This is a genomic window from Pseudomonas sp. 382 (genome assembly GCF_002759075.1).
Taxonomy (GTDB): domain Bacteria; phylum Pseudomonadota; class Gammaproteobacteria; order Pseudomonadales; family Pseudomonadaceae; genus Aquipseudomonas; species Aquipseudomonas vlassakiae.
In genome coordinates this window covers 23610-43995 of record NZ_PEMX01000040.1, presented here as the reverse complement: position 1 = coordinate 43995, position 20386 = coordinate 23610, and the positions used below count along the sequence as shown (strand labels likewise).

Genomic DNA, 20386 nt, shown 5'->3' with positions numbered 1-20386 from the left:
GTCCGTATGACCAAGGGCGCAGACCGCCGCGTCGTGATGGCTGATGGCAGCCAGAAGCGCGGCTATCACGTTGAATTCAAGCGCGCCGGGCAGCCGGCCGGGGAGGGGGTGTGAGCCTATTCCAGTGTGAAGAGTGCGGTTGCCGCGACAACACCGCTACCAGCGGCTACTGGTTCCGCAATGACGAGGGGAATCCATGCCAAGGCCGAAAGCTTTGCGCAGCGTGTGATCCCAGCATCGGCAAGTGGCACGGCGTGTTCAGGCGCGAATACCTGCCCAAGGGTGAGTTTTTCACCAATCGCCAAGGAAATCTTGAGCACAAGACCACGGGCAAGCTTTGCCACGAGTACCTGGCCGAGGAGAAGCACTGATGGACACCAACAAGATGCGCGAGCAGTTCGAGGCCTGGGTCTTGAGTGAGTACCCGAACCAATCCCTGGAGCGCTTCAATCCGCTCCACGGCGTGACTGAAGGCGAGTACACCGGGTTCACCGTTCAGCACTGCTGGCAAGCATGGCAGGCCTCACGCGAGGCCGTGGTGGTGGAGCTGCCTGCCGAATGGGTGACCAATGTAGGAACAATGCTGCCCCCTCCAGGCGTGCGGCGTGCGATCGAGGCCCAGGGAGTGAAATGCAAATGATCCCTATCGAATACTTAGTTGAGTGCCTCGATTACGACCCAGTTGGTGGCCAGTTGATCTGGAGGTCTCGCCCTCTCGGTCATTTCGGCTCGCGGAGATCAGCGTCTGTTTTCAATTCGCAGTTTGCAGGGAAGGAGGCTGGATCAGTCTCTTTCAAAAAATCTGCGGGCGCCGAGTATCGCAAGGTGTGCATTTCTGGGCCGTTTGGCTCAAAGACCATCGAGGCGCACCGGCTTGCATATGCGATCTACCACGGCGACTGGCCAGAGATGGTTGATCACTTCGACGGGAATACCCTGAACAACAGGATTTCCAATCTTCGACCTGCAACAAGATCAGTCAATGGCCGCAACCGCCGCTTAGCACGCCACAACACAAGCGGCGTGCCAGGCGTGTCGAGGAACGGCAGTGGCTGGATTGTCTACGGTGGAGGGTCGCCAAAGGAGTACCTGGGTCGCTTCCCAACCATCTTCGAAGCCGCCTGCGCGCGCAAAGGCTACGAGCTCAGGAGCGGGTATACCTTGCGACACGGGGAGATCAGACCATGACCGAGAAGATAAGCGTCAACAGCCAAGCCAAGCTCTCCGAGGCCGTGACCATGCTCACCCGCCTGTTCCGCGATAAGAAGTTCGTCGTGGTCACCATGCGCCCGGGCAAGGACCGCACCCTGGACCAGAACGCCCTGTGGTTCGCCATGTACGACCGCATCGCCAAGAGCACCGAGATGGGCGACATCGAGGACGTTCGCCGGTACTGCAAGCTCCACTTCGGCGTGCCGATCATGCGCGCCGGCTGCGAGGAGTTCCGCACCGGATGGGCCGAGTCGTTCATCCACCTGCCGTATGAGGTGAAGCTGCGCCTGATGGGACCGTGCGCCATGTTCGGGCCGGATGGCTTCCCGGTAACCCGCCTGTTCGACCGGGCCCAGGGCTGCCAGTACACAGACCGCATCGTGGCGGAGTTCGCGCCGCAGGGCGTGGTGTTCAGCGATTTGCTTGGGGAGGAGGCGGCATGAGCCTGACCAAGGAGATCAAGCCGAAAAAGTGCAAGGCACCAGGTTGCGGCAAGCCCTTCAAGCCAGTCATGACCACGCAGAAGGTGTGCAGCGTTGCATGTGCCCGCGCCATGGCCAAAGACCCGAAGCTACAGAAGATCGCCGCCAAGGCCATCACCAAGCAGGCCCGCCAGGACCTGCAGGAGCGCCGCGAGAAGCTCAAGACGCACCGCGAGCACATGGTTGAAGCGCAGGCCGCGTTCAACGCCTACATCCGCGAACGTGACGCCGGGCTGCCGTGCATCAGCTGCGACTCGCTGCCGAGCGACCACGACCTCATCACTGGCAGCCGCTGGGATGCCGGCCATTACCGGTCGGTGGGAGCCTGCCCGGAGCTGCGGTTCGAGCCGCTGAACGTCCACCGGCAGTGCGTGAAGTGCAACCGGAACTTGTCTGGGAACGCGGTCGAGTACCGCATCCGTCTGGTGAAGCGCATCGGCGCAGACCAGGTGGAATTCCTCGAAGGGCCTCATAAGCCCCAGCGCCTGACCATCGAAGACCTGCAGGCCATCAAGGCTATGTACAGGCAAAAACTCAAAGACCTACGGAGGGCAGCAGCATGAACTGGACACCAACCGACAGCGGCCAGCTGCTGATCCTGGCCATGGTTATCTTCGGCAGTTACGCGATTGTGCGCGGCATGGTCATCAAGGCCAAGCGCAAGCGCGAGGAGGGCGGCCCATGCAACTGAACAGCGCGCGTCAGTCCTGGCACGACTGCCTGTACATCCCGTGGGATAGCCAGGGCGTGTTCATCGAGCAACTGGGCCTGCTGGGCACTATGGTCCAGACCACGGAGAAGCAGCGTAAGGCGAGTCACGCTGTGCACCAGGCCCTGGCCGGGGGTGTGCAGGCGGCGATCTTCAAGCTTCCCGGCAGCCTCCGGGCCTTCGGCAACTTCATGTACGCCCCGCGCTGCAGCGATGACGAGCGCGAGGTGGCCGAGGAAGTGATCTTCAGCATGGCCATGGCCAGGTCCGGGCGTATGACCGCGGCGAAGCGCGAGCGCTGCGAGTATGTGTGCAAGGGCGTCATGTTCCGTTACCGCCGCATGCACCAGGGCGGGCAGTCATCGGCTCAGGATCCATTCGCCAGCCCTGAGTGGTTCAAGCGCTGGATCGACGAGACCTACGGCGTGGCGCTGCCGTCCTGTGCCTGGGCACGCGACTGGGAGCCTTTCGTGCAGATCTGCTTCGAGGTTTGCGAGGACATCGACAAGCGTGCTCTGTCGCCGGTGGCAGCGGCAATCTACGAAATGAAAGAGGCCGCTTGAGGGCCTATTGCGCTCCCGCACGCGTGGTGCTATCTTTTCGCCATTGTTAGAGTTTTGCCTACGGCAAACATCACCAAGAACCCGGCCAATGTGCCGGGTTTTTTATTGCCCATTGAGGCCCTCAAGAGACCCCGGAGGCTCAGTGACACGATCGGCTTGCTGGAGCCTGCTGGCCCTCGGGCTGGCCATGCTCAACTACGTGATGCACCGCGACATCAGTACGAACATCTTCTTCGCCACGTTCATCTTCATCCAGGCCCTGAAAAGGCCAGCCGAGGAAGATAACCTGGTTACCGGCAGGATGGTCGAATTCGCGGCATGCGCAGGCGCTGCCCTGCTGACCTTTGCGATTTTCTCAAGGCTGCTCGGTATCGAATGGAGCCCGCCGGCCTCATGGTAGGCCTGGCAGCCGCGCAATCATCCCGCCAGGAGGACTCATGAGCGCAGATGGAATTTCAGGCGCCATAGTCATTGGTGCAGCAACTGGCTCGGGTGTAGCGGCAGCGGCTCAGATCCCCATCGACCACGTCGTGATCATGGGTGCTATCGGCGGCTGCTGCGCTTTCCTGGCTTCCACGGCTGAACTCAGGTGGGGCTCCAAGATCCTATACGCTGTGTTCTCATTCATCGCCGGCTACCTTGCCGGGCTACTGGTGCTTGAGTACTACCCATACAACGTCGTGGCCGCCTTCATCGCATTGCTGATATCCGGTTTGGCCTCTGGCATGTTCGGATCACTCAAGGCGTGGTCGGAAGGTGGTCCTAAGCCCGGCTGGGTTGCCTGGATCGAGCGTTTCATTCCTTCCGCGCTTCTGCGAGGTAAGCGTGATGAAGGATGACACTGGAATCTACGCCGCCATAGGCCACTGGGCGCAATCGTTCGGGGAGTGGGCTCAGTCGTTCGCCCCCGAGGCGATGCTCTCCACCCGGGCCCTGTGCCACTTCGCCATCTTCCTGGTGATCGCCGGGTATCGGAAGAAGACGGACCACCACCGCCGCGTTGTCGGCCTGATGGCTGGCCTGCTCGCCGGAGCCAACCTGGCCGAGGCCTACCGCATCACCGTCAACTTCAGCTCATTCGCCGCGCTGACCCAGTACCCGCTCACGGTCGTGATGATCGGCTTCCTGTTCTTCGTGATCTACTCGCGGGGGAACGTGGCCAAGCTGATCCCGCCAAGGCTGAACCGGATACTGCGGTAGTCCGCGCCACGAAACGGCGTACTTCTGTTTTGTGGCGCGGATGTGGGCGTTATCGATAGGCGTCGCTTAGTCGGTCGCGCTCGGAGATTGCGTCAGCCTCCAAGTCGAACTCCCCATGCCGTCCACCGCCTTCGTCCTCGATTACGAACCAGAACTGGTTGGCGGGTGAAGGCTGGATCACCTCGCCAGGCCTGAACCCTTTAACCACAACCTTTGGCACTCTCTTCACCTCAAATTTGCGTTGCATAGACACCTCCGTTGTCAGTGAGCGAGTGAGTGTTACACCGGACCTATAGCATTGCCACTGGGATAGACCAATGAGCCGTCCTCAGCCTCCGGCCGACCTGCTCGAATCGCTCTGGCTGACCCTGTGTCCTGCCACGGGTGTTTGGGATTGGATACAGAGCGAGATCCTGGCAGACACAGGCACCATTCATAACCCAGAGCATGCCCACCTGATGGACGCCAACATCGGCGTGCTCTGGGCATCCAGCGGGTTCGCCAAGCAGGGGCGGGTCGTTCTCGGCCAGGCTGAACAGCTCATGTTCCGCGCTGGTGGATGGCAGAAGGCCCGGCAAGAGCAGCAGATGCGGCAATGGTTCGGCGAGGAGCCGACCTACCTGATCACCCTAGCCGCCGACTACTGCGCCCAGTGCACCGACGCTGAGTTCTGCGCCCTGGTCGAACACGAGCTGTACCACATCGCCCAGGCGACTGATGAGTTCGGCGCACCCAAGTTCAGGCAGGACGGAATGCCCAAGCTCTACCTGCGAGGCCACGACGTCGAAGAATTTGTCGGGGTGGTGAGGCGCTACGGTGCAAACGAAGAAGTCCAGCAGCTTATCGACGCTGCAAGCCGGCCGCCTGAGGTGGCCAAGATCAACATTTCGAGGGCCTGCGGAACCTGTCTACTCAAGTCGGCGTGATTCTGTACAGGCTCTGGACGGATGACAGCCTATGGCAGCCCTCAGCAACGACGTGAAGGCCTTTATCGTTCAGGCCCTGGCGTGCTTCGACACGCCTTCACAGGTGGCCGAGGCAGTCCAGAAGGAATTCAGCATCACCGTGACCCGCCAGCAGGTGGAGACACACGACCCTACCAAGTACTCGGGCAAGGGCCTGGCCAAGCGTTGGGTGACTCTGTTTGAAGACACCCGCAAGCGTTTCCGCGAGGAGACTGCCGAGATCCCCATCGCCAACAGGGCCTACCGCCTCCGTGCGCTGGGGAGGATGGCCGAGAAGGCCGAGTCAATGAAGAACATGGCCCTGACTGCGCAGCTGCTGGAGCAGGCGGCAAAGGAAGTCGGCGATGTCTATGTGAACCGCCAGACCAAGGCCGACGTGCCGCAGGACAACGTGGTACCGACCAGTATCCGGGTCGAGGTAGTGAACGCGAGGAAGCCAGATGCCGACGCTTAACGTCCCGCAGGCGCGCTTCCTTCAGATGGAGCACAAGTTTCGCGGGTTCGTGGCGGGCTTCGGATCGGGCAAGACCTGGGTAGGCTGCGCGGGCATCTGCAAGCACGTGTGGGAATGGCCGCGGATCAACTCCGGCTACTTCGCCCCGACCTATCCGCAGATTCGCGACATCTTCTTCCCGACTATCGAGGAAGTCGCCTTCGACTGGGGCCTGAAGGTCAAGACGAAGGAGAGCGACAAGGAGGTCGAGTTCTACAGCGGCGGCCAGTACCGCAGCACGACCATCTGCCGTTCGATGGAGAAGCCGCAGACCATCGTGGGCTTCAAGATCGGGCACGGCCTGGTAGACGAACTCGACGTACTGCCCAAGCTGAAGGCTGAACACGCCTGGCGCAAGATCATTGCCCGGATGCGCTACAGCGTGCCCGGACTCAAAAACGGTGTAGACGTCACCACGACCCCCGAGGGGTTCAAGTTCGTCTTTCAGCAGTTCGTGAAGCAGCTGCGCGAGAAGCCAGCGCTGAACGAGATGTACGGTCTGGTGCAGGCCAGCACGTTCGACAACGAGCTGAACCTGCCGCCGGACTACATCCCCTCGCTGAAAGAGTCGTACCCCGAGCAGTTGATCATGGCTTACCTCAACGGCCAGTTCGTCAACCTGACGTCGGGGACGATCTACACCGCCTACGACCGCAAGCTCAACGGCAGCAAGGAGACCATCCAGCCGGGTGAGGCCTTGTTCATCGGCATGGACTTCAACGTCGGCAAGATGTCGGCAATCATCCACGTCAAGCGCCTGGGCCTGCCGCACGCGGTGGACGAGATCATCAACGGCTACGACACGCCGGACATGATCCGCCAGATCAAGGAGCGGTACTGGCTATTCGACGGCACCGACTACCGCAACACGCGGCAGATTCGGGTCTACCCCGACGCCTCGGGCGGCTCACGCAAGTCGGTCAAGGCCAGCGAGACCGATATATCCCTGCTCAAGCAGGCCGGTTTCATGGTCTCGGCACCAGGTGCCAACCCACCGGTGAAAGACCGCATCAACTCCATGAACGCCATGTTCTGCAACGCAGCCGGCAAGCGCCGGTATCGGATCAACGCCGACAAGTGCCCGACCTACGCCGATGACCTCGAGCAGCAGATCTGGGACCCCAACGGCGAGCCGGACAAGAAGCAGGGCAACGACCACCGGCCAGACGCCGGCGGCTACTTCATCCACAAAGAGTACCCAATCAACAAGTACTCCCTCGCAGGTGTTTCCTAATGGGCGTAGTCCGATACCTCAGCGACAAGCTGGTGAACCTGGTGGCGAACCTGGGCACCGAGCGGGACAAGGCATCGGGCTCGACGTATGCGCCGGTGATCCTTACCGACGAGCAGCTAATCAACGCCTACCGAGGCGCTTGGCTGCCGCGCAAGATCGTGGACATCCCAGCCCTGGACGCCACGCGCCGCTGGCGGGCATGGCAGGCTGACAAGGCGCAGATCGAAAAGATCGAGGCCGAGGAAGCTCGCCTGGACCTTCGCGCCAAGGTGAAGCAGGCCATTATCCGTGCTCGACTGTTTGGCGGGGCGGCCATCTTCATCGGCACTGGCGAGACGAACACTGCGGTGCCGCTCAATGCAGACCGTATCCAGGCCGGGGGACTCAAGTACCTGGCGGTCATGAACCGCCGACAGCTATCTCCTACCGTGATCGAGCAGGACCCTCAGTCAGAGCGCTTCGGCAAGCCAAAGGCCTACCGCCTGGCTGATAGTCAACTCGAGATCCACCCGTCGCGCCTGGTGATCTTCTCCGGCGCCGAGCATCCCGACCCTGACCTGGCCCCGGCCAACATCTTCGGCTGGGGTGACTCTGTCCTCCAGGCGATTTTCGAAGCCATCAAGCAGTCAGACGGAACAATGGCCAACGTGGCCAGCCTGGTGTTCGAGGCCAAGGTCGACGTTATCCGCATTCCTGACTTCATGCAGAGCCTGCAGGACGATGGGTACCGGAAGCAGGTGCTGGAGCGAATCACCCTGGCAGCAACTGCCAAGGGCATCAACGGGACGCTGCTGCTGGACAAGGAGGAGGACTACGAGACCAAGTCTGCGAGCTTTGGCACGTTGCCCGACATCATCGACCGCTTCCTGCAGGCCGTATCGGGTGCTGCGGACATTCCGGCTACCCGCTTGCTCGGGCAGTCGCCGTCCGGCCTGAACTCCACCGGTGAGGCTGACCTACGCAACTACTACGACCGCATCCAGGCGCTGCAAGAGCTGGACATCACTCCGGCCCTAAAGCTGCTCGATGACTGCCTGATCCGCTCGGCGCTCGGCTCCAGGCCGGCCCAGATCCACTACGTGTGGAATCCCCTCTGGCAGGCTACGGCAAAAGAGCGGTCCGAGATCAGCAAGCAGACGGCCGAGACCGTCAAGATCCTTGGCGAAACGAAGCTCTGGCCTGAAGACGCGCTGAGCAAAGCGGCTACCACGCTGCTGGTCGAGCAGAGCGTTCTGCCGGGCCTTGAGGCGGCCATCGCGGAGTTCGGGGCGGAGCTGCCTGAAGAAGAGCCAGACGACGTTCCGTCCACGCCCTGAGGTAAACCATGCACATCACTGACAAAGTCAGCCTGGGCGACACCAGGCTGAACGATTCCGGCTACCTGGAAGCTTTTGCGCTCACCGCGCGCACTGGCATTCAGCAGTACCTGGGGGCCGAGGTAGGCCGGCCTGACCTGAAGGTCGTGAACGTCTACCGCGACGAGAAGGAGGTCTTCTCCAAGCGCTCGCTGGAGTCGTTCTCCAAGATCCCGATGACCAACGACCACCCTGGCCAGCCGGTCACGGCTGCCAATTGGAAGCAGGTTGCCGTGGGCACCACTGGCGAAGAGGTGCTGCGCGACGGCGAGTACCTGAAGATCGGCCTGAAGATCACCGACGGTGACGCCGTAGCCGCGGTGCAGGCCGGCAAGCGCGAACTGAGCGTGGGCTACAGCTGCGAACTGGTCTGGGAGGACGGGGAAGCCCCGGACGGCACCAAGTACCAGGCCAAGCAAACCAACATCATCGCCGACCACATCGCCATCGTTCAGCGCGGGCGGGCCGGCAGCCGGGCAAGCATTGGCGACTCCTGGCCACAACACACACCAACCCCCGAGGAAAGACCCATGACCCTGAAGACGGTTACCGTCGACGGCATCCCGGTTGAAGTAACCGACCAGGGCGCCGTTGTCATCGCCACCCTGCAAGGCCGCCTGGCCGACGCCGCCGCCAAGCTCAGCACCACCGAGGCTGCGCACGCCACCGCAATGGCAGCCAAGGACGCTGACCTGGCCAAGAAGGACGCCGAGATCGACGACCTCACGGCCAAGCAGATCACCGACGCGCAGATCGACGAGCGCGTGAAGGCTCGTGGCGACCTGATCGCCAAGGCCAAGGCTATCCATGACGGCGATTACGCCGGGAAGAGCGATGCGGAGATCCGCAAGGCCGTGGTCATCGCCAAGATCGGTGACGCGGCCATCGCCGGCAAGACGGATGCCTACATCGATGCGCGGTTCGACCTGCTGGTTGAGGACGCAGCCAAGGACCCGGTCCGCCAGCACCTGATCAATCAGGACGGCAAGTCGCCGAAGCCCAATGACAACGGACAGCAGGCCTACGAGCAGCGTCTGAACGACGCCTGGAAAGGGGGTGCCAAGTAATGGCCGTTCAAACAAGCTACACCTCGAACATTCGCGCCGGCCTTCCTGGCATGATCGTGGACATGATCCCGAAGACCCTGATCTCCCGCACCGTTGAGGCTGCTGGCGGCCTGGCGTTCGGCGTCCCGGTTATCCAGGGCACTGCCGATAAGGCTGGCCGTGCTGCCACCACCGGCGACACCGCTGCCAAGTTCGTCGGCATCAGCGTCCGCGATCGCTCGGTCAAGGCCGAGGCCAACCAGTACAGCCAGTACGAATCGGCCCGCGTCATGACCAAGGGCGCCATCTGGGTGACCGCTTCCGTGCAGGTAGCCGCTGGTGACCCGGTCTACTTCGTGCCGGCTACCGGCGTCTGGACCAACGTGGCCACCAGCAACGTGCTGGTCGCGAACGCCCGCTTCGACACCAGCACCACCGGTGCCAACCAACTCGCTCAAGTCCGCCTGGGCTAAGGAGAAACCATGCGACACATTCAGCTCCTCGATGCTCAGGCCGCCCTGGGCTTCGTGGTCTCCCAGACCTCGTACATCGAGCGTCAGGTGAACGAGATCGTCTATGCGGATATCCAGTACCCGCAGCTGATCCCGGTCGACACCTCGGCGCCCGAGTGGATCAAGACCGTCACCTACTACTCGGCCGACAAGGTCGGTAAGGCCGACTGGATCAACGGCAATGCCGATGACATCCCGCTGGCCAGCACCGAGCGCTCGAAGCTCGAGACCCAGATCCACATGGCCGGTATCGGCTACGGCTACGGCCTGGAAGAGATCAGCCAGGCGCAGATGCTGGGCATCAACCTGACCGCTGACGACGCCATGGCAGCGCGCCGCGCCTACGAGGAAATGGTCGACCGCGTTGCCCTGCTGGGTGACTCGTCGAAAGGCTTCTCGGGGCTGTTCAACTTCCCGGGCGTAACCGCCGGCACCGCTGTTACCGGCAACTGGGCCACCGCGACCGCCGACCAGATCCTGGCCGATGTCAACACCGCGCTGACCGTGCAGGCACAGGGCACTCTGTTCACCGCGTTCTCCGACACTCTGCTGCTGCCGTACAGCAAGTTCCTGCTGCTGGCCACCCGCAAGGTGAACCAGGATGGCCTGGAGTCGATCCTGACCTACCTGCAGCGCAACAACGTGTACACCGCTCAGACCGGCCGACCGCTGATGATCAAAGGCCTGAACGGCCTGGACACCGCCGGCGCCGGCGGTACCGCGCGCATGATCAGCTACCGCCGCGATCCGTCGGTGCTGAAGATGCACATCCCGATGCCTCATCGCTTCCTGCCTGTGTACCAGGCCGGACCGATCCGCTGGGAAGTTCCTGGCATCTTCCGCCTGGGCGGCGTGGACGTTCGCCGTCCTGCCGAAGTTCGCTACACCGACGGCATCTAAGGGGGTCACATGGCTAAGGTAACCAACACCCATAGCAAGACCCCCATCGGACTCCCTGACGGCTCTGTGGTGCCTCCTGGCGGCACCATCGATGTGCCGCAGTGGGTCGACTACAGCAAGCGTCAGAATCTGGCGTTCTACGTCGAGTCCGGCGTGCTGGTTGTCGAGGGCGGTGAGCCGGCCGAGCTGACCAAGGAAGAGTTGATGGCCAAGCTGAAAGCTTTGGGCATCGAGGTTGGCGCCAACGCTAAGCCTGAGACCTTGCAGAAGCGCCTGGTCGAGGCTGAAGCCAAGGCCAAGGAAGAGGCCATCGCCAAGCTCAAGGAAAAGGGCATTGAAGTCGGCGACGACGTCACCCTGGAAGAGCTGCAGGCCGAACTGGCCAAGCACCCGTAACAACCCCGGGCGGTTCGCCGCCCACTTATTCGAGGATCAGGGCATGAGACAGATCAAGGCGGAGCGCGTCGGCGACGTGGCGGCGGTAACCGGTCCAGGCTTCGAGTACCACAAGGCCGGCCAGCTGGCTGTGTTCAAGCAATGCGGCAAGGTGCCGTCGCTGCGCGCCGCCAAGGCCTTCTGCAAGATGTTCACCTCCTGATTCACGGCCTGTGGGCCATCCAATCGAGATATCCCGATGCCAGAATTCTACGGATCCGTCGCAGGTGCCGACGCCTACCATGCTGCGCGGGCAAATGCTGCGTGGGATGGCAGCGATGAGGCGAAACAGGCCGCGCTCATCCGGGCATCGTCCTACATTGACGGCAAGTACCAGCAGCAGAACAGCTGTGGGCGTTGGGAGTCGATGTTCTCCGGTATCAAGACTGGAGGCCGCGGGCAGGAACTCCAGTGGCCGCGCACCGGAGCCACTGACAACGAGGGCGCGGCCATCCCGCCCACCGAGGTGCCGTCCGAGATCGAGCGGGCCACCTACGAGGCCGCTCTGCGCGAGATCGTCGCCCCTGGCAGCCTCAGTCCTGACTATGTCGCCTCCGAAGCCATCAAGCGGCAGAAGGTCGATGTGCTGGAGATCGAATACCAGGCCGCTGCCGATGCTGGCGGCGTTCCCACGCGCCCGGTCATCACCGTGGTCGACGAGCTGGTGGCACCGCTCCTGCGCAGCACCAGGCTGTGCGGTGTGGCGGTGTATGTCGTATGAAGGCCTCCGAGGTAGAGGCCGAAATCGAGCGCCTTGAAGTCGAGGTGCAGCAGGCCTACCTGGATCAGGTCGCGCAGACGGTGCGCTATGTGAGCATCAGCGAGCTCGAGCAGGCGGTATCGGACAACGACGAAGACCGGATAGCCGAAATTCTGTCGCTTGGGCTATTCGCGCTGCTGGTGGAACGCCTGCGCGCTGTGTATGCCCGGGGCGCGAGCAAGGAACTCATTGCTGTCATCATCCCTGGAGTGCGCCGGGAGATCGACATGGGCGACCCTGACGTGACCTCGTTCCTGGCCAGCCAGGCCACTGCACTTCGCGAGCAGGCCGCCCGCGAGCAGGCCGAAGCCGTGCGGGTGGTGCTGTCCATGGGGCGTGACCGGGGCGACACGGCGCGCACCGCTGCGCTGAACCTGGCCGGCCGGATGAGCAAGCAGACTGGCCGGCGAACTGGTGGTGTGGTCGGCCTGAATGGGCCCGCCGCCGAGGCATCCCAGCGAGCACGCGACCAGTTGGCCAGCGGCGACCCTGCGCGCATGCGCGAGTACCTGACCCGGCTGCGTCGTGATCCAGCCTTTGACGCGGCAGTCCGCGAGGCGATCGAGCAGAAGCGGCCGGTGCCGAAGGTGATTATCGACCGGGCGGCCTCAGCCTATGCCCAGCGCCTGCTTGGCACCTATGCCGAGGCGCTGGCCCAAACCAACACCTCCGAGGCCTACAACAAGGGCCGGGAGGAGGGCTGGAAGCAGCTCACGGCACGCAGCAATGGCATGTACACCTTCGCCAAGACCTGGCGCTCCATGCGTGACAACAAGGTCAGGCATACCCATGCAGCAATGAATGGGCAGGTGGTCATGGCTGACCAGCCATTCACCTCGCCGAGCGGCGCGATGCTGATGTTCCCGTGCGACTCATCGCTGGGCGCACCGCTCAATGAGCGCATCCGCTGCCGCTGCGTCGTCGAATACTCACTCAGGAAGACCAGCCAGGCGGTGTGACATGCCGATCAAGAGCACCATGCAGTCGTCGTTCGGGCGCCTGTTCGATACCGCGTTCGCTGAGGCGGTGCGCGACTTCACCGGAACCTACCCGGGCGAAGGCGTCTGGGATCCGGTAGAGGAGGTGACCACCGCCCAGCCGGTCATCTACACCGGCCGCGGCGTGCTGAGCCGCTACAAGAAGGACCAGGTCGACGGTATCAACATCCTGGCCACCGATGTGAGGCTGATTGCCCTGGTGAACGAAGTCACCGATCAGCCGGCGCCCGACCACATCGTCACCGCGCCCGACCTCATCACCAGCCAGCCCAAGCAGTACCGGGTGGTGGAGGCCACCACCGACCCGGTTGGCGTGCACTACCAGATTCAACTGAGGGCGACGTAATGGCCGGCTGGTCGCTGTCGCCCGTACTGTTCGCCGACCAGATCGAGGAAGACCTGGTGGAGATGCAGCGCAGTATCGTCATCGAGCTGGTGGACGAGATCACAATCCGTGCGCCGATCGACAGCGGCAACTACATGGCGAACAACATCGTCTCGATAGGCGCCGAGGACTACAGCGTCAACACCAGGCTCGACATCCTTGGCACCGAGACCAGAAGCGCAGCCCGTTCAGCGCTGACCGATCTGAAGCCTTTCAGCACGGTCTTTGTGCAGAACAACAGCGTGTACGGCGAGATCATCGAGTTCGGCGGCTACCCCAGCGGCCCAAGCGTCAAAATTACCCCTGATGGCTTCAGCCGGATGGCACCCAAAGGCGTGTACGGGATTTCCTTCATCGCCGTCACCGAGAAGCTGATATGACCGTACCCTTCGAGACAGTCCGCAAGACGCTCACAGCTAGGATGGCGTCTTTCACCGGCATCGAGCAGTCCAGGATTGAGTATGCCAATAGCCCGATCCCGGGCGGCGGGGTGTTCAAGCCGCCGACCACGGGCGTCTGGTGCGCCTTCGAGATCCTGTATGCCACAGCGTCGTTCGCCGGCATGGCAGACAAGCCGCACTACCGCCGGCCTGGCCAGGTGGTGATCCAGTGCTTCTGCCGTCGATCCACCGGGCTGTCCGCCCTCAATAAGCTGGCCGACGCCCTGTCCGACCACTTCCAGTCCTGGCAGGACGGCCATATCGAGTGTCTTGAGGCTTCCCCGCAGGTGGTGGGCGACTTCGAAGACTACTACCAGATCAACGTGAATGTCCGGTTCCGCGCCGGCTGACCTGCAAAGACCCTGATCCTGCCCGCCTTGAGCGGGCTTTTTTATGCCCGCAGAAAGGAGACATTCGCATGTCATCTGGCGCCCGCGTTACCAGTTACCTCATCCCCGAGGTCACCCCCGGCATCACCCCGACCACAGGCAACTGGGATACCCTGCGCCTGACCAGCAACACCTTGTCGCCGACCGTGAACACCCAGGTCAGCGATGAAATCACCGAATCCCGTATCAGTCAGGGCTCTGTGGCCACCAGCGCCGACATTCAAGGCGACCTGGTAGGCGAACTGTCCTTCGGGTCGTTCGACAAGCTGTTGGAGGCCGCCTTCTACGGCACCTGGGCCGGCAACGTCCTGACCGTAGGCGACACCCGTCGCACCTTCACCATCGCCAAGAACTTCAACGATGTGAGCGTGTACACCCTGTTCAAGGGTATGCACGTGTCGACCTTCGCCCTGGACATCCCGTCCGACGGCAAGATCACCACCACCTTCACCATGGTGGGCCTGGACTATGCCGACGGCGACACCAACAGCGTCACGCCGGTCAATCCGCCGACCACCACGCCATTCATGTCGAACATCAACGTCGGCACGCTTACAGTGGACGGGCAATCCCTGGAAGGCGTTGCGTGCGTCTCGGCGCTGACCGTCAACCTCGACAACAGCCTCCAGGCCCAGCGCTGCATCGGCACTACCAAGCTCGGCCCTGGCGCGCAGATCGCCACCGAGGCGGCGATCACCGGCACTATCACCATGGCCTGGTCGAACCGCGCCTGGCAGATCTGGAAGAACACCTTCACCCGCCTGCCGATCGCGCTGTCGTTCCCGATCGAGGACAGCCTTGGCAACCAGTACATCTTCGACTTCCCAGCCATCGAGGTGGACGGCGACCTGCCGAATGGCGGCAAGCGCGACCTGATCGAGGTCACGCTGAACTACACCGTGGCAAAGGTCGCTCCGACTGTCACCCGCGTGCCCATGGTTGCAGTGACCGCTGTCGATGTCTCGCCGGCCACCGCCACCCTGGATGTCGGCGACACCCAGCAATTGACCAAAGCCGTGACCCCGGCCGGCGCACCGCAGAACGTGACCTGGTCGTCGAGCGCGCCGGGCGTGGCCTCGGTGAGCAGTGGCGGTCTGGTGACTGCGATCAGCGCCGGTACCGCCACCATCACCGCGACCAGCGTTGCCGACGGCACCAAGACCGATACCGCAACCATCACAGTTTCCTGATCCTTTTCGGTCGCTCCGGCAATAACGCCGGCCGGGGCGGCCATTTTTATGGCGTGGCGTGAGGATGATCCATGGCTCTCAAGCTGAAGAAGACCGACACCAGCAAAAGCGCTGAGGCGCGCTGGGAAGATTTCGACAAGGACACGAAGGTCCTGCTGATGCCGCTGGACAATCAGCAATACCAGATCGCCCTGGAGCGCATGCGCCGCAGACTCGCTCGCAACGACGCTCAGTTCAGCGAGGGTGCGGTTGGCGTGATCGATGGCGAGAAATCCGAACACGACAATCACTGCCAGCTCCTGGCCTCGTTCATCGTCCAAGACTGGCAGGGCGCCGAAGATGAGAACGGCCAACCTCTGGCCTACAGCGAGACCATCGGTGCTGAAATGCTCAGCGGTGATACCGAGTTCTTCTACTTCGTCCTGCGTCGCGCAGGTGCTATTGCTGCAGAGAACCGCCAGGAGCTCGAAGAAATCAAGGGAAAGCCATCGCCCGCTTCGAATGGGAAGCCGAGTGGGGCCAGGGCACGCAAAAGAGAAGCCTGATCTACCAGAAGCTTCGCATCGCCGTGCCGGAGGAGCCGACCCTGGACGTGATCACCGGCAGCCTGCTCAACACCTTCCGCAACGTCGCTCGAGGGCGTCGGTATCTGGTTGGTGCAGCGGCAATCCTCCCGCTTCGGCTGTCAGCCCGAGAGATCACCGACTGGCTGGATGCGCACCCGCTGCCTTTGCCGAGGCATTTGATTGACGAGGTGGTCTTTGCGCTGGACGAACTGGCGTTGTCTGAGGCGGCTGAACAGAGCAACAACTGACGCGGCAAGGCCGCAGGAGGGTGTGATGTTTAATGACAAAAAAACGATTGCAAAGGAGGTCGGAGAAAGAGCTAAGCGTGACTTGGCATTCCGCGACCTCCTGGACGGCATTAAGCGTCGGGAGCAGGAACCCGAGCCAGGTCCTTGATCAAGTTCTCAAGCGTCAGGTCGAAAATTTCCTTGTTATCGACGGCGGGGTACTCTGCATCGATGTGACCCTGCAGTCTCGTTGTATAGAGGCTTGAATGAAGGGCTCCGTTCTGCTTAAGGCTTGCGGCCAAGCATTTTAAAGCTACTCCGAGTGCACGAACTTCACTTTCAGTTGCGGTTTTGAGAGACACGACTACCTCCTGTCAAATAAGCGCATCCAAGATGCGCTTGCCCCAGTCCATGGGCTTTCCGGCAACGGACCGGGGCGGTTCGTTGGAGGCACAACGCTACTACGCCGCCAGCCTGGCCGGTTACTGGCTTTCCATCCACGCTGGATGCCTGGACAGGGCCTCGCAGCTGCTGGCCTTGGGATGGTAAATTTCAACCATCCACAGGGAGATGTTTTATGAAGAGAATCGCCGTATTTGCAGCAGCCGCAGTCTTTTGCGCTTCAGCATTTGCTGATCCAGTGGCCGCGGCATATGACGAGGCGCTGGCGTCGGGTCGGGTAGCGCTCAAAATGCACAAGGACTGCGAGAAGTCCATTGAGCGTAATGACATGAAGCCTTGCAAGCAGGCCAGGGGCGCGTTCGACCTATTCAAGCAGAAATCCAAAACGTTTTTAGCTTCAGTGAAACCGCAAGATCTTTTCCTTCATGTTACTCAAGACCAGATGGATGATCTGACCCTGGTTAATAAGCAGATCGGGCAGTCAATGGATTACATTACGGCCTATTTGGACGCGAAGGGAAAGTAGCTCCTCTATTATCAGAGCCGGGAGATTTCCCGGCTTTTTTTCGCCTGGAGAAAAGCCATGGCTTTGAAATCCCGCCTTGAACTTGAAGTTGATGGAAGGAGTGCTGAGCAGCAGGTGATCGACATTCGATCGGCCTTGGAAGCACTTGAGCAGGCGGGCATCAGGGCCAGCTCGACCCTTCGAAAGTCTGGCGGCGATTACACGAACCTCGCCATGTCCCTGGCGAAGGTCCAGGCAGCGAATGACAAGGTCACATCGTCGAATGATGCTGCGGCCAAGAGTGCAGACGCTGCTGCGAAGGCTGCCGCGGCCCAGCGAAAGGAGCTCGACAGCCTGCTCGGAAAGATTGACCCGCTCACCAAGAAACTGAATGACCTGGCGGCACAGGAGGCAGCTCTAGTACAGGCCAGAGATTCTGGCCAGATCAACTCCGCAGCCTATGACGCCTACAGCAGAAAGCTTCAGGATTCTCTGAACGCGCTCTCTGGTGTGTCAACCGCTCAGAAAGTTGTAGGCGAAACCGCAGAGCAGGCCCGCACACGTATTCTCGCGATTGCCGATGCCTCGGTGAAGGCGGCCCAGGAGCAGCGAAACCTGACCAATGTGGCTACCGGACTGTCCGAGGCCGAACAGGGTCTCTTGTCTGGGAACATGGTGCTTGCAGCAAATCAGGGGCGCCTGGCTGAATCGTCGCAAAAGGTCGCGGCAGCAACCAGGGCAGCTGAAACAGCGACGCAAAGCCAGAGCGACAGCTTGCAGGAGCTTCTCGCAAGCATTGACCCTACTACCCGCGCATTGAATCGCCTGGATGAGCAGGAGCGCAAACTTGCGCAGCAGAAGAAAATCGGCGCCCTGGATGATGACACCTTCGCCCAGTACCAGGGCAAGATCGATCAAGCGCGAGCGGCACTGACCGGTTTCGATGACGGACTGACCAGGACCGGGAACACGGCAAAGCAGAATGCCGCGGCCCTGAGAATGCTGCCCGCCCAGTTTTCCGACATCTTTATCAGTCTGCAGGGCGGACAGGCGCCGCTGACCGTCTTCTTGCAGCAAGGCTCGCAGATCAAAGATTCCTTTGGCGGAATCGGTGCTGCCGCCAAGGCAATGGGTGGATATGTTGCTGGGCTTGTAAATCCGTTTACTGCGGCAGCCGCAGCCGCGGCAGTGCTTGGGCTCGCTTACTATCAGGGGTCCAGGGAATCCGATGCGTACAGAGTGTCCTTGCTTGAAACTGGCAATGCGGCAGGAACAAGTTCGGGCGAGCTCGCTGCTATGGCCGAGCGTCTGAGCGCAATGTCAGGTACCACGGCATCTGCGGCAACGGCATTGGCTCAAATTGCTGGTACAGGCAAGGTTGCTGCGAGCAGCTTTGAGGAAGTAGCCCGAGCAGCGATCAACTATCAAAAAGCTACAGGTAAGGCTGTTTCCGACACAGTCGCTGATTTTGCTAGGCTTGGCGAGGATCCCGTCAAGGCTATTGCTGAGCTCAACAACAGGTACAACTTCCTGACTGCGTCCGTGTATGAGCAGGTAAGGGCTGCGCAGGAGATGGGGGAAAAGGAGGCAGCGGCGGCCATCGCTCAGGAGGCCTATTCCAAAGCCCTGACCCAGAGGGCAAAGAAGGCCAAAGAGGACCTGGGATACATCGAATCCGCATGGAACTCAATCACAAGCGCCGCAGGCCGGGCCTGGGATGCGATGCTGGCAGTAGGTCGCGATACTTCGCTTGAAAAGAAAATCAGCGATCTGCAAGACAACATCGCACGCCGGCAGAAGAATGGTTTCACCGTAGAGCCCTATCTTGACCAGCTCGAAGCCCTTCAGAGGCAACTTGCATTGCGGAACGCGAATGCGAAAGCAGAAGCGGACACAGCTCGAACGCAGCGTGACGGTCAGTCGGCTTATGAGGCATTCCAGAAGAGTATTGAGCAGAACTTCACCAAGCAGCAGAAGATGAACAAGGCCTTGGAGGACGAGCAGAAGCGCATCAACGCTGCTCGCGCTGCCGGTTACACGATCACGAAGCAAGAAGAGGAAGCCGCTCTCAAAGCAATCCGAAACAATCCGGCCTACAAAGACTCGAGTGCAAACAAGCCAGTCAAGGAAGATGCCGGCCAGCGCATGCTGGACGAGGCCCGCCAGCGCTACGCCGTTCTGCAGCAGCAGAGCCGGGCAATCGACGGCGAGCTGGATCAGACCCAGAAGCTTGGGACTGAGGCCCGCAAGCTGATCGAGCTGGAAACCGAGATCGCCAGCCTCAAGGAGAAGAAGACCCTCACTACGTCCCAGAAGCAGGTTCTGGCGATGGCTGAGCTGAACCTGGCCCAGCAGAAGCAGAATGCTGAGCTGGAGAAGGCAAACCAGTTGACCAAGGAGCGATACGAGACCGAGGCGAAGCTGAAAGCGTTCAGGGATAACCTGCAATCGCAGCTGTCGACGGCTCGTGAGGGGCATGATGTCGAGTTGGCCGGCTATGGGCAGGGCGACAAGCTCCGCCAGCGCCTGCAGGAAGACCTGAAGATTCGCCAGGACTACCAGCGTGAACTGGACAAGGTCACCCGCGACTACAACCGCATCACCAATCCGACGGCCAGCGACACCGCTCTCTACGAGGGGCAAACGCAGGCCCTGAAGTCGGCTCTGGCCACTCGTCTGTCGGATCAGCAGGCGTACTACTCGGAGGTTGACCGCCTTCAGACCGACTGGACGGTAGGCGCCTCGCAGGCGATCAACACCTATGCCGAGCAGGCGGCAGATGTCGCCTCGCAGACCCGGAATCTGTTCTCCAATGCCTTCAGCAACATGGAAGACGCGGTCGTCAACTTCGTGAAGACCGGCAAGCTTTCCTTCAAGGATTTCGCTGACCAGGTTGTCGAAGACCTCATCCGTATTCAGGTGCAGCAGGCAGCAGCAGGCTTCCTTGGGTCGGCCTTCGGTTTCCTTTCCGGCGGCAGCCAGGCGCTGGGGCAGGGCACGATGACTGGCTTCAGTGAGCCACTAAAGCAGCTTTCCACTGGTGGTTACACCGGCGATGGCGGAAAGTTCGAGCCAAAGGGTGTCGTGCATGGCGGCGAGTATGTTCTGCGCAAAGAGGTTGTGGCGCAGCCAGGCATGCGGGATTACCTCGATCGACTCAATCAAAAAGGGTATGCCAGCGGCGGGTACGTCGGTCCCGTTTCGTCGTCGTCAGATTCTGGCGTGAGTGTGGAAACGTCAGCAGGACAGGTGCAGATTGTTCAGCATATCACTGTGCAAGGCACCGCCGACGACGCCACTCTCGCGCGCATCCAGCAGGCCGCCCAGAAGGGCGCGCAGGATGGCTACAACCTGGTGCTGCGCGACTTCAAGATGAACGGGCCGGCGCGGCAGCTGATCGCCCGCAACCGATAGCAAG

General features: G+C 61.4%; 32 protein-coding genes. 30 read left to right on the top strand and 2 right to left on the bottom strand.

The annotated features are described in order from the left end of the window. The first annotated feature begins 110 nt into the window (after window positions 1-110). The 10 genes from CQW31_RS27405 to CQW31_RS27370 all read left to right on the top strand — a co-directional run bounded on the left by CQW31_RS27405 (window position 111) and on the right by CQW31_RS27370 (window position 4166). Complete coding sequence (locus tag CQW31_RS27405; protein ID WP_099815890.1) at window positions 111-371, top strand: hypothetical protein; 261 nt, start codon at window positions 111-113, stop codon at window positions 369-371. Then, window positions 371-640 (top strand): hypothetical protein, encoded by a 270-nt coding sequence (locus tag CQW31_RS31220; protein ID WP_158238190.1) that lies wholly within the window; start codon window positions 371-373, stop codon window positions 638-640. Before CQW31_RS27405 ends, CQW31_RS31220 begins: the two co-directional genes overlap by 1 nt. Beyond that, the gene (locus CQW31_RS27400; RefSeq protein ID WP_158238189.1) at window positions 637-1188 is read left to right on the top strand and encodes an HNH endonuclease signature motif containing protein; all 552 of its coding nucleotides are present in this window, start codon (window positions 637-639) and stop codon (window positions 1186-1188) included. Before CQW31_RS31220 ends, CQW31_RS27400 begins: the two co-directional genes overlap by 4 nt. Next, window positions 1185-1655 carry a hypothetical protein gene (locus tag CQW31_RS27395; RefSeq protein WP_099815888.1) on the top strand — a complete coding sequence of 157 codons (471 nt, stop codon included), beginning with the start codon at window positions 1185-1187 and terminating at the stop codon, window positions 1653-1655. The genes CQW31_RS27400 and CQW31_RS27395 overlap by 4 nt, the downstream gene beginning before the upstream one ends. After that, window positions 1652-2257, top strand: coding sequence for a recombination protein NinG (locus tag CQW31_RS27390; RefSeq protein ID WP_099815887.1), 606 nt, complete (start codon window positions 1652-1654; stop codon window positions 2255-2257). The genes CQW31_RS27395 and CQW31_RS27390 overlap by 4 nt, the downstream gene beginning before the upstream one ends. Continuing rightward, window positions 2254-2385, top strand: a complete 132-nt coding sequence (locus tag CQW31_RS31845; protein WP_256587445.1) for a hypothetical protein — start codon at window positions 2254-2256, stop codon at window positions 2383-2385. Before CQW31_RS27390 ends, CQW31_RS31845 begins: the two co-directional genes overlap by 4 nt. Further along, window positions 2376-2966, top strand: a complete 591-nt coding sequence (locus tag CQW31_RS27385) for a hypothetical protein (RefSeq protein ID WP_099815886.1) — start codon at window positions 2376-2378, stop codon at window positions 2964-2966. The genes CQW31_RS31845 and CQW31_RS27385 overlap by 10 nt, the downstream gene beginning before the upstream one ends. Window positions 2967-3108: 142 nt before the next feature. After that, entirely contained in the window at window positions 3109-3366 is a 258-nt protein-coding gene (locus CQW31_RS27380) for a hypothetical protein (RefSeq protein ID WP_143524261.1), read from the top strand. Window positions 3367-3403: 37 nt separating this feature from the next. Next, window positions 3404-3805, top strand: a complete 402-nt coding sequence (locus CQW31_RS27375) for a putative holin (protein ID WP_099815884.1) — start codon at window positions 3404-3406, stop codon at window positions 3803-3805. Further along, entirely contained in the window at window positions 3795-4166 is a 372-nt protein-coding gene (locus CQW31_RS27370) for a phage holin family protein (protein WP_099815883.1), read from the top strand. The genes CQW31_RS27375 and CQW31_RS27370 overlap by 11 nt, the downstream gene beginning before the upstream one ends. 49 nt (window positions 4167-4215) lie before the next feature. Here CQW31_RS27370 and CQW31_RS27365 read toward each other — a convergent pair whose 3' ends face one another. Further along, complete coding sequence (locus tag CQW31_RS27365) at window positions 4216-4413, bottom strand: hypothetical protein (protein WP_099815882.1); 198 nt, start codon at window positions 4411-4413, stop codon at window positions 4216-4218. Between the two features lie 70 nt (window positions 4414-4483). Here CQW31_RS27365 and CQW31_RS27360 point away from each other — a divergent pair, with 70 nt between their 5' ends. From CQW31_RS27360 to CQW31_RS27285, 17 genes are all read left to right on the top strand, one after another. Beyond that, a complete protein-coding gene (locus tag CQW31_RS27360) occupies window positions 4484-5092 on the top strand; it encodes a putative metallopeptidase (protein WP_099815881.1) in 609 nt (202 codons plus the stop codon). A gap of 31 nt (window positions 5093-5123) precedes the next feature. Then, on the top strand, window positions 5124-5585 hold the full coding sequence (locus CQW31_RS27355; protein WP_099815880.1) for a DUF2280 domain-containing protein: 462 nt from the start codon (window positions 5124-5126) through the stop codon (window positions 5583-5585). After that, a complete protein-coding gene (locus CQW31_RS27350) occupies window positions 5572-6858 on the top strand; it encodes a terminase large subunit domain-containing protein (RefSeq protein WP_099815879.1) in 1287 nt (428 codons plus the stop codon). The genes CQW31_RS27355 and CQW31_RS27350 overlap by 14 nt, the downstream gene beginning before the upstream one ends. Further along, a complete protein-coding gene (locus CQW31_RS27345; RefSeq protein WP_099815878.1) occupies window positions 6858-8174 on the top strand; it encodes a DUF1073 domain-containing protein in 1317 nt (438 codons plus the stop codon). The genes CQW31_RS27350 and CQW31_RS27345 overlap by 1 nt, the downstream gene beginning before the upstream one ends. An 8-nt stretch (window positions 8175-8182) precedes the next feature. Then, the gene (locus CQW31_RS27340) at window positions 8183-9280 is read left to right on the top strand and encodes a DUF2213 domain-containing protein (protein ID WP_099815877.1); all 1098 of its coding nucleotides are present in this window, start codon (window positions 8183-8185) and stop codon (window positions 9278-9280) included. After that, a complete protein-coding gene (locus CQW31_RS27335) occupies window positions 9280-9732 on the top strand; it encodes a DUF2190 family protein (protein ID WP_099815876.1) in 453 nt (150 codons plus the stop codon). Before CQW31_RS27340 ends, CQW31_RS27335 begins: the two co-directional genes overlap by 1 nt. A 9-nt stretch (window positions 9733-9741) precedes the next feature. Beyond that, a complete protein-coding gene (locus CQW31_RS27330) occupies window positions 9742-10671 on the top strand; it encodes a DUF2184 domain-containing protein (RefSeq protein WP_099815875.1) in 930 nt (309 codons plus the stop codon). Between the two features lie 9 nt (window positions 10672-10680). Next, window positions 10681-11067 carry a hypothetical protein gene (locus CQW31_RS27325; protein ID WP_099815874.1) on the top strand — a complete coding sequence of 129 codons (387 nt, stop codon included), beginning with the start codon at window positions 10681-10683 and terminating at the stop codon, window positions 11065-11067. 43 nt (window positions 11068-11110) lie between these two features. After that, a complete protein-coding gene (locus CQW31_RS31215) occupies window positions 11111-11269 on the top strand; it encodes a hypothetical protein (protein WP_158238188.1) in 159 nt (52 codons plus the stop codon). A 36-nt stretch (window positions 11270-11305) separates the two neighbouring features. Continuing rightward, a complete protein-coding gene (locus CQW31_RS27320; protein WP_099815873.1) occupies window positions 11306-11827 on the top strand; it encodes a DnaT-like ssDNA-binding protein in 522 nt (173 codons plus the stop codon). After that, window positions 11824-12825, top strand: a complete 1002-nt coding sequence (locus CQW31_RS27315) for a phage minor head protein (protein ID WP_099815872.1) — start codon at window positions 11824-11826, stop codon at window positions 12823-12825. The genes CQW31_RS27320 and CQW31_RS27315 overlap by 4 nt, the downstream gene beginning before the upstream one ends. Before the next feature lies 1 nt (window position 12826). Further along, window positions 12827-13210 carry a hypothetical protein gene (locus CQW31_RS27310; protein WP_099815871.1) on the top strand — a complete coding sequence of 128 codons (384 nt, stop codon included), beginning with the start codon at window positions 12827-12829 and terminating at the stop codon, window positions 13208-13210. Further along, a complete protein-coding gene (locus CQW31_RS27305; RefSeq protein ID WP_099815870.1) occupies window positions 13210-13629 on the top strand; it encodes a hypothetical protein in 420 nt (139 codons plus the stop codon). Before CQW31_RS27310 ends, CQW31_RS27305 begins: the two co-directional genes overlap by 1 nt. Then, the gene (locus tag CQW31_RS27300) at window positions 13626-14039 is read left to right on the top strand and encodes a phage tail terminator-like protein (RefSeq protein WP_099815869.1); all 414 of its coding nucleotides are present in this window, start codon (window positions 13626-13628) and stop codon (window positions 14037-14039) included. The genes CQW31_RS27305 and CQW31_RS27300 overlap by 4 nt, the downstream gene beginning before the upstream one ends. A 68-nt stretch (window positions 14040-14107) precedes the next feature. After that, the gene (locus CQW31_RS27295) at window positions 14108-15268 is read left to right on the top strand and encodes a phage tail tube protein (protein WP_099815868.1); all 1161 of its coding nucleotides are present in this window, start codon (window positions 14108-14110) and stop codon (window positions 15266-15268) included. A 71-nt stretch (window positions 15269-15339) separates the two neighbouring features. After that, entirely contained in the window at window positions 15340-15813 is a 474-nt protein-coding gene (locus CQW31_RS27290) for a hypothetical protein (protein ID WP_099815867.1), read from the top strand. A gap of 47 nt (window positions 15814-15860) precedes the next feature. Then, a complete protein-coding gene (locus CQW31_RS27285; protein ID WP_099815893.1) occupies window positions 15861-16082 on the top strand; it encodes a hypothetical protein in 222 nt (73 codons plus the stop codon). Window positions 16083-16192: 110 nt separating this feature from the next. Here CQW31_RS27285 and CQW31_RS27280 read toward each other — a convergent pair whose 3' ends face one another. After that, complete coding sequence (locus CQW31_RS27280) at window positions 16193-16423, bottom strand: hypothetical protein (protein WP_099815866.1); 231 nt, start codon at window positions 16421-16423, stop codon at window positions 16193-16195. Between the two features lie 31 nt (window positions 16424-16454). On the opposite strand from CQW31_RS27280, the gene CQW31_RS31210 reads away from it, so the two are divergent. From CQW31_RS31210 to CQW31_RS27270, 3 genes are read left to right on the top strand one after another with little or no spacing between them, the layout of a single operon-like run. After that, complete coding sequence (locus CQW31_RS31210; protein ID WP_158238187.1) at window positions 16455-16610, top strand: hypothetical protein; 156 nt, start codon at window positions 16455-16457, stop codon at window positions 16608-16610. A 28-nt stretch (window positions 16611-16638) separates the two neighbouring features. Then, a complete protein-coding gene (locus CQW31_RS27275; RefSeq protein ID WP_099815865.1) occupies window positions 16639-16989 on the top strand; it encodes a hypothetical protein in 351 nt (116 codons plus the stop codon). Window positions 16990-17046: 57 nt separating this feature from the next. Continuing rightward, window positions 17047-20382 (top strand): phage tail tape measure protein, encoded by a 3336-nt coding sequence (locus CQW31_RS27270; protein WP_099815864.1) that lies wholly within the window; start codon window positions 17047-17049, stop codon window positions 20380-20382. Window positions 20383-20386 lie beyond the last annotated feature (4 nt).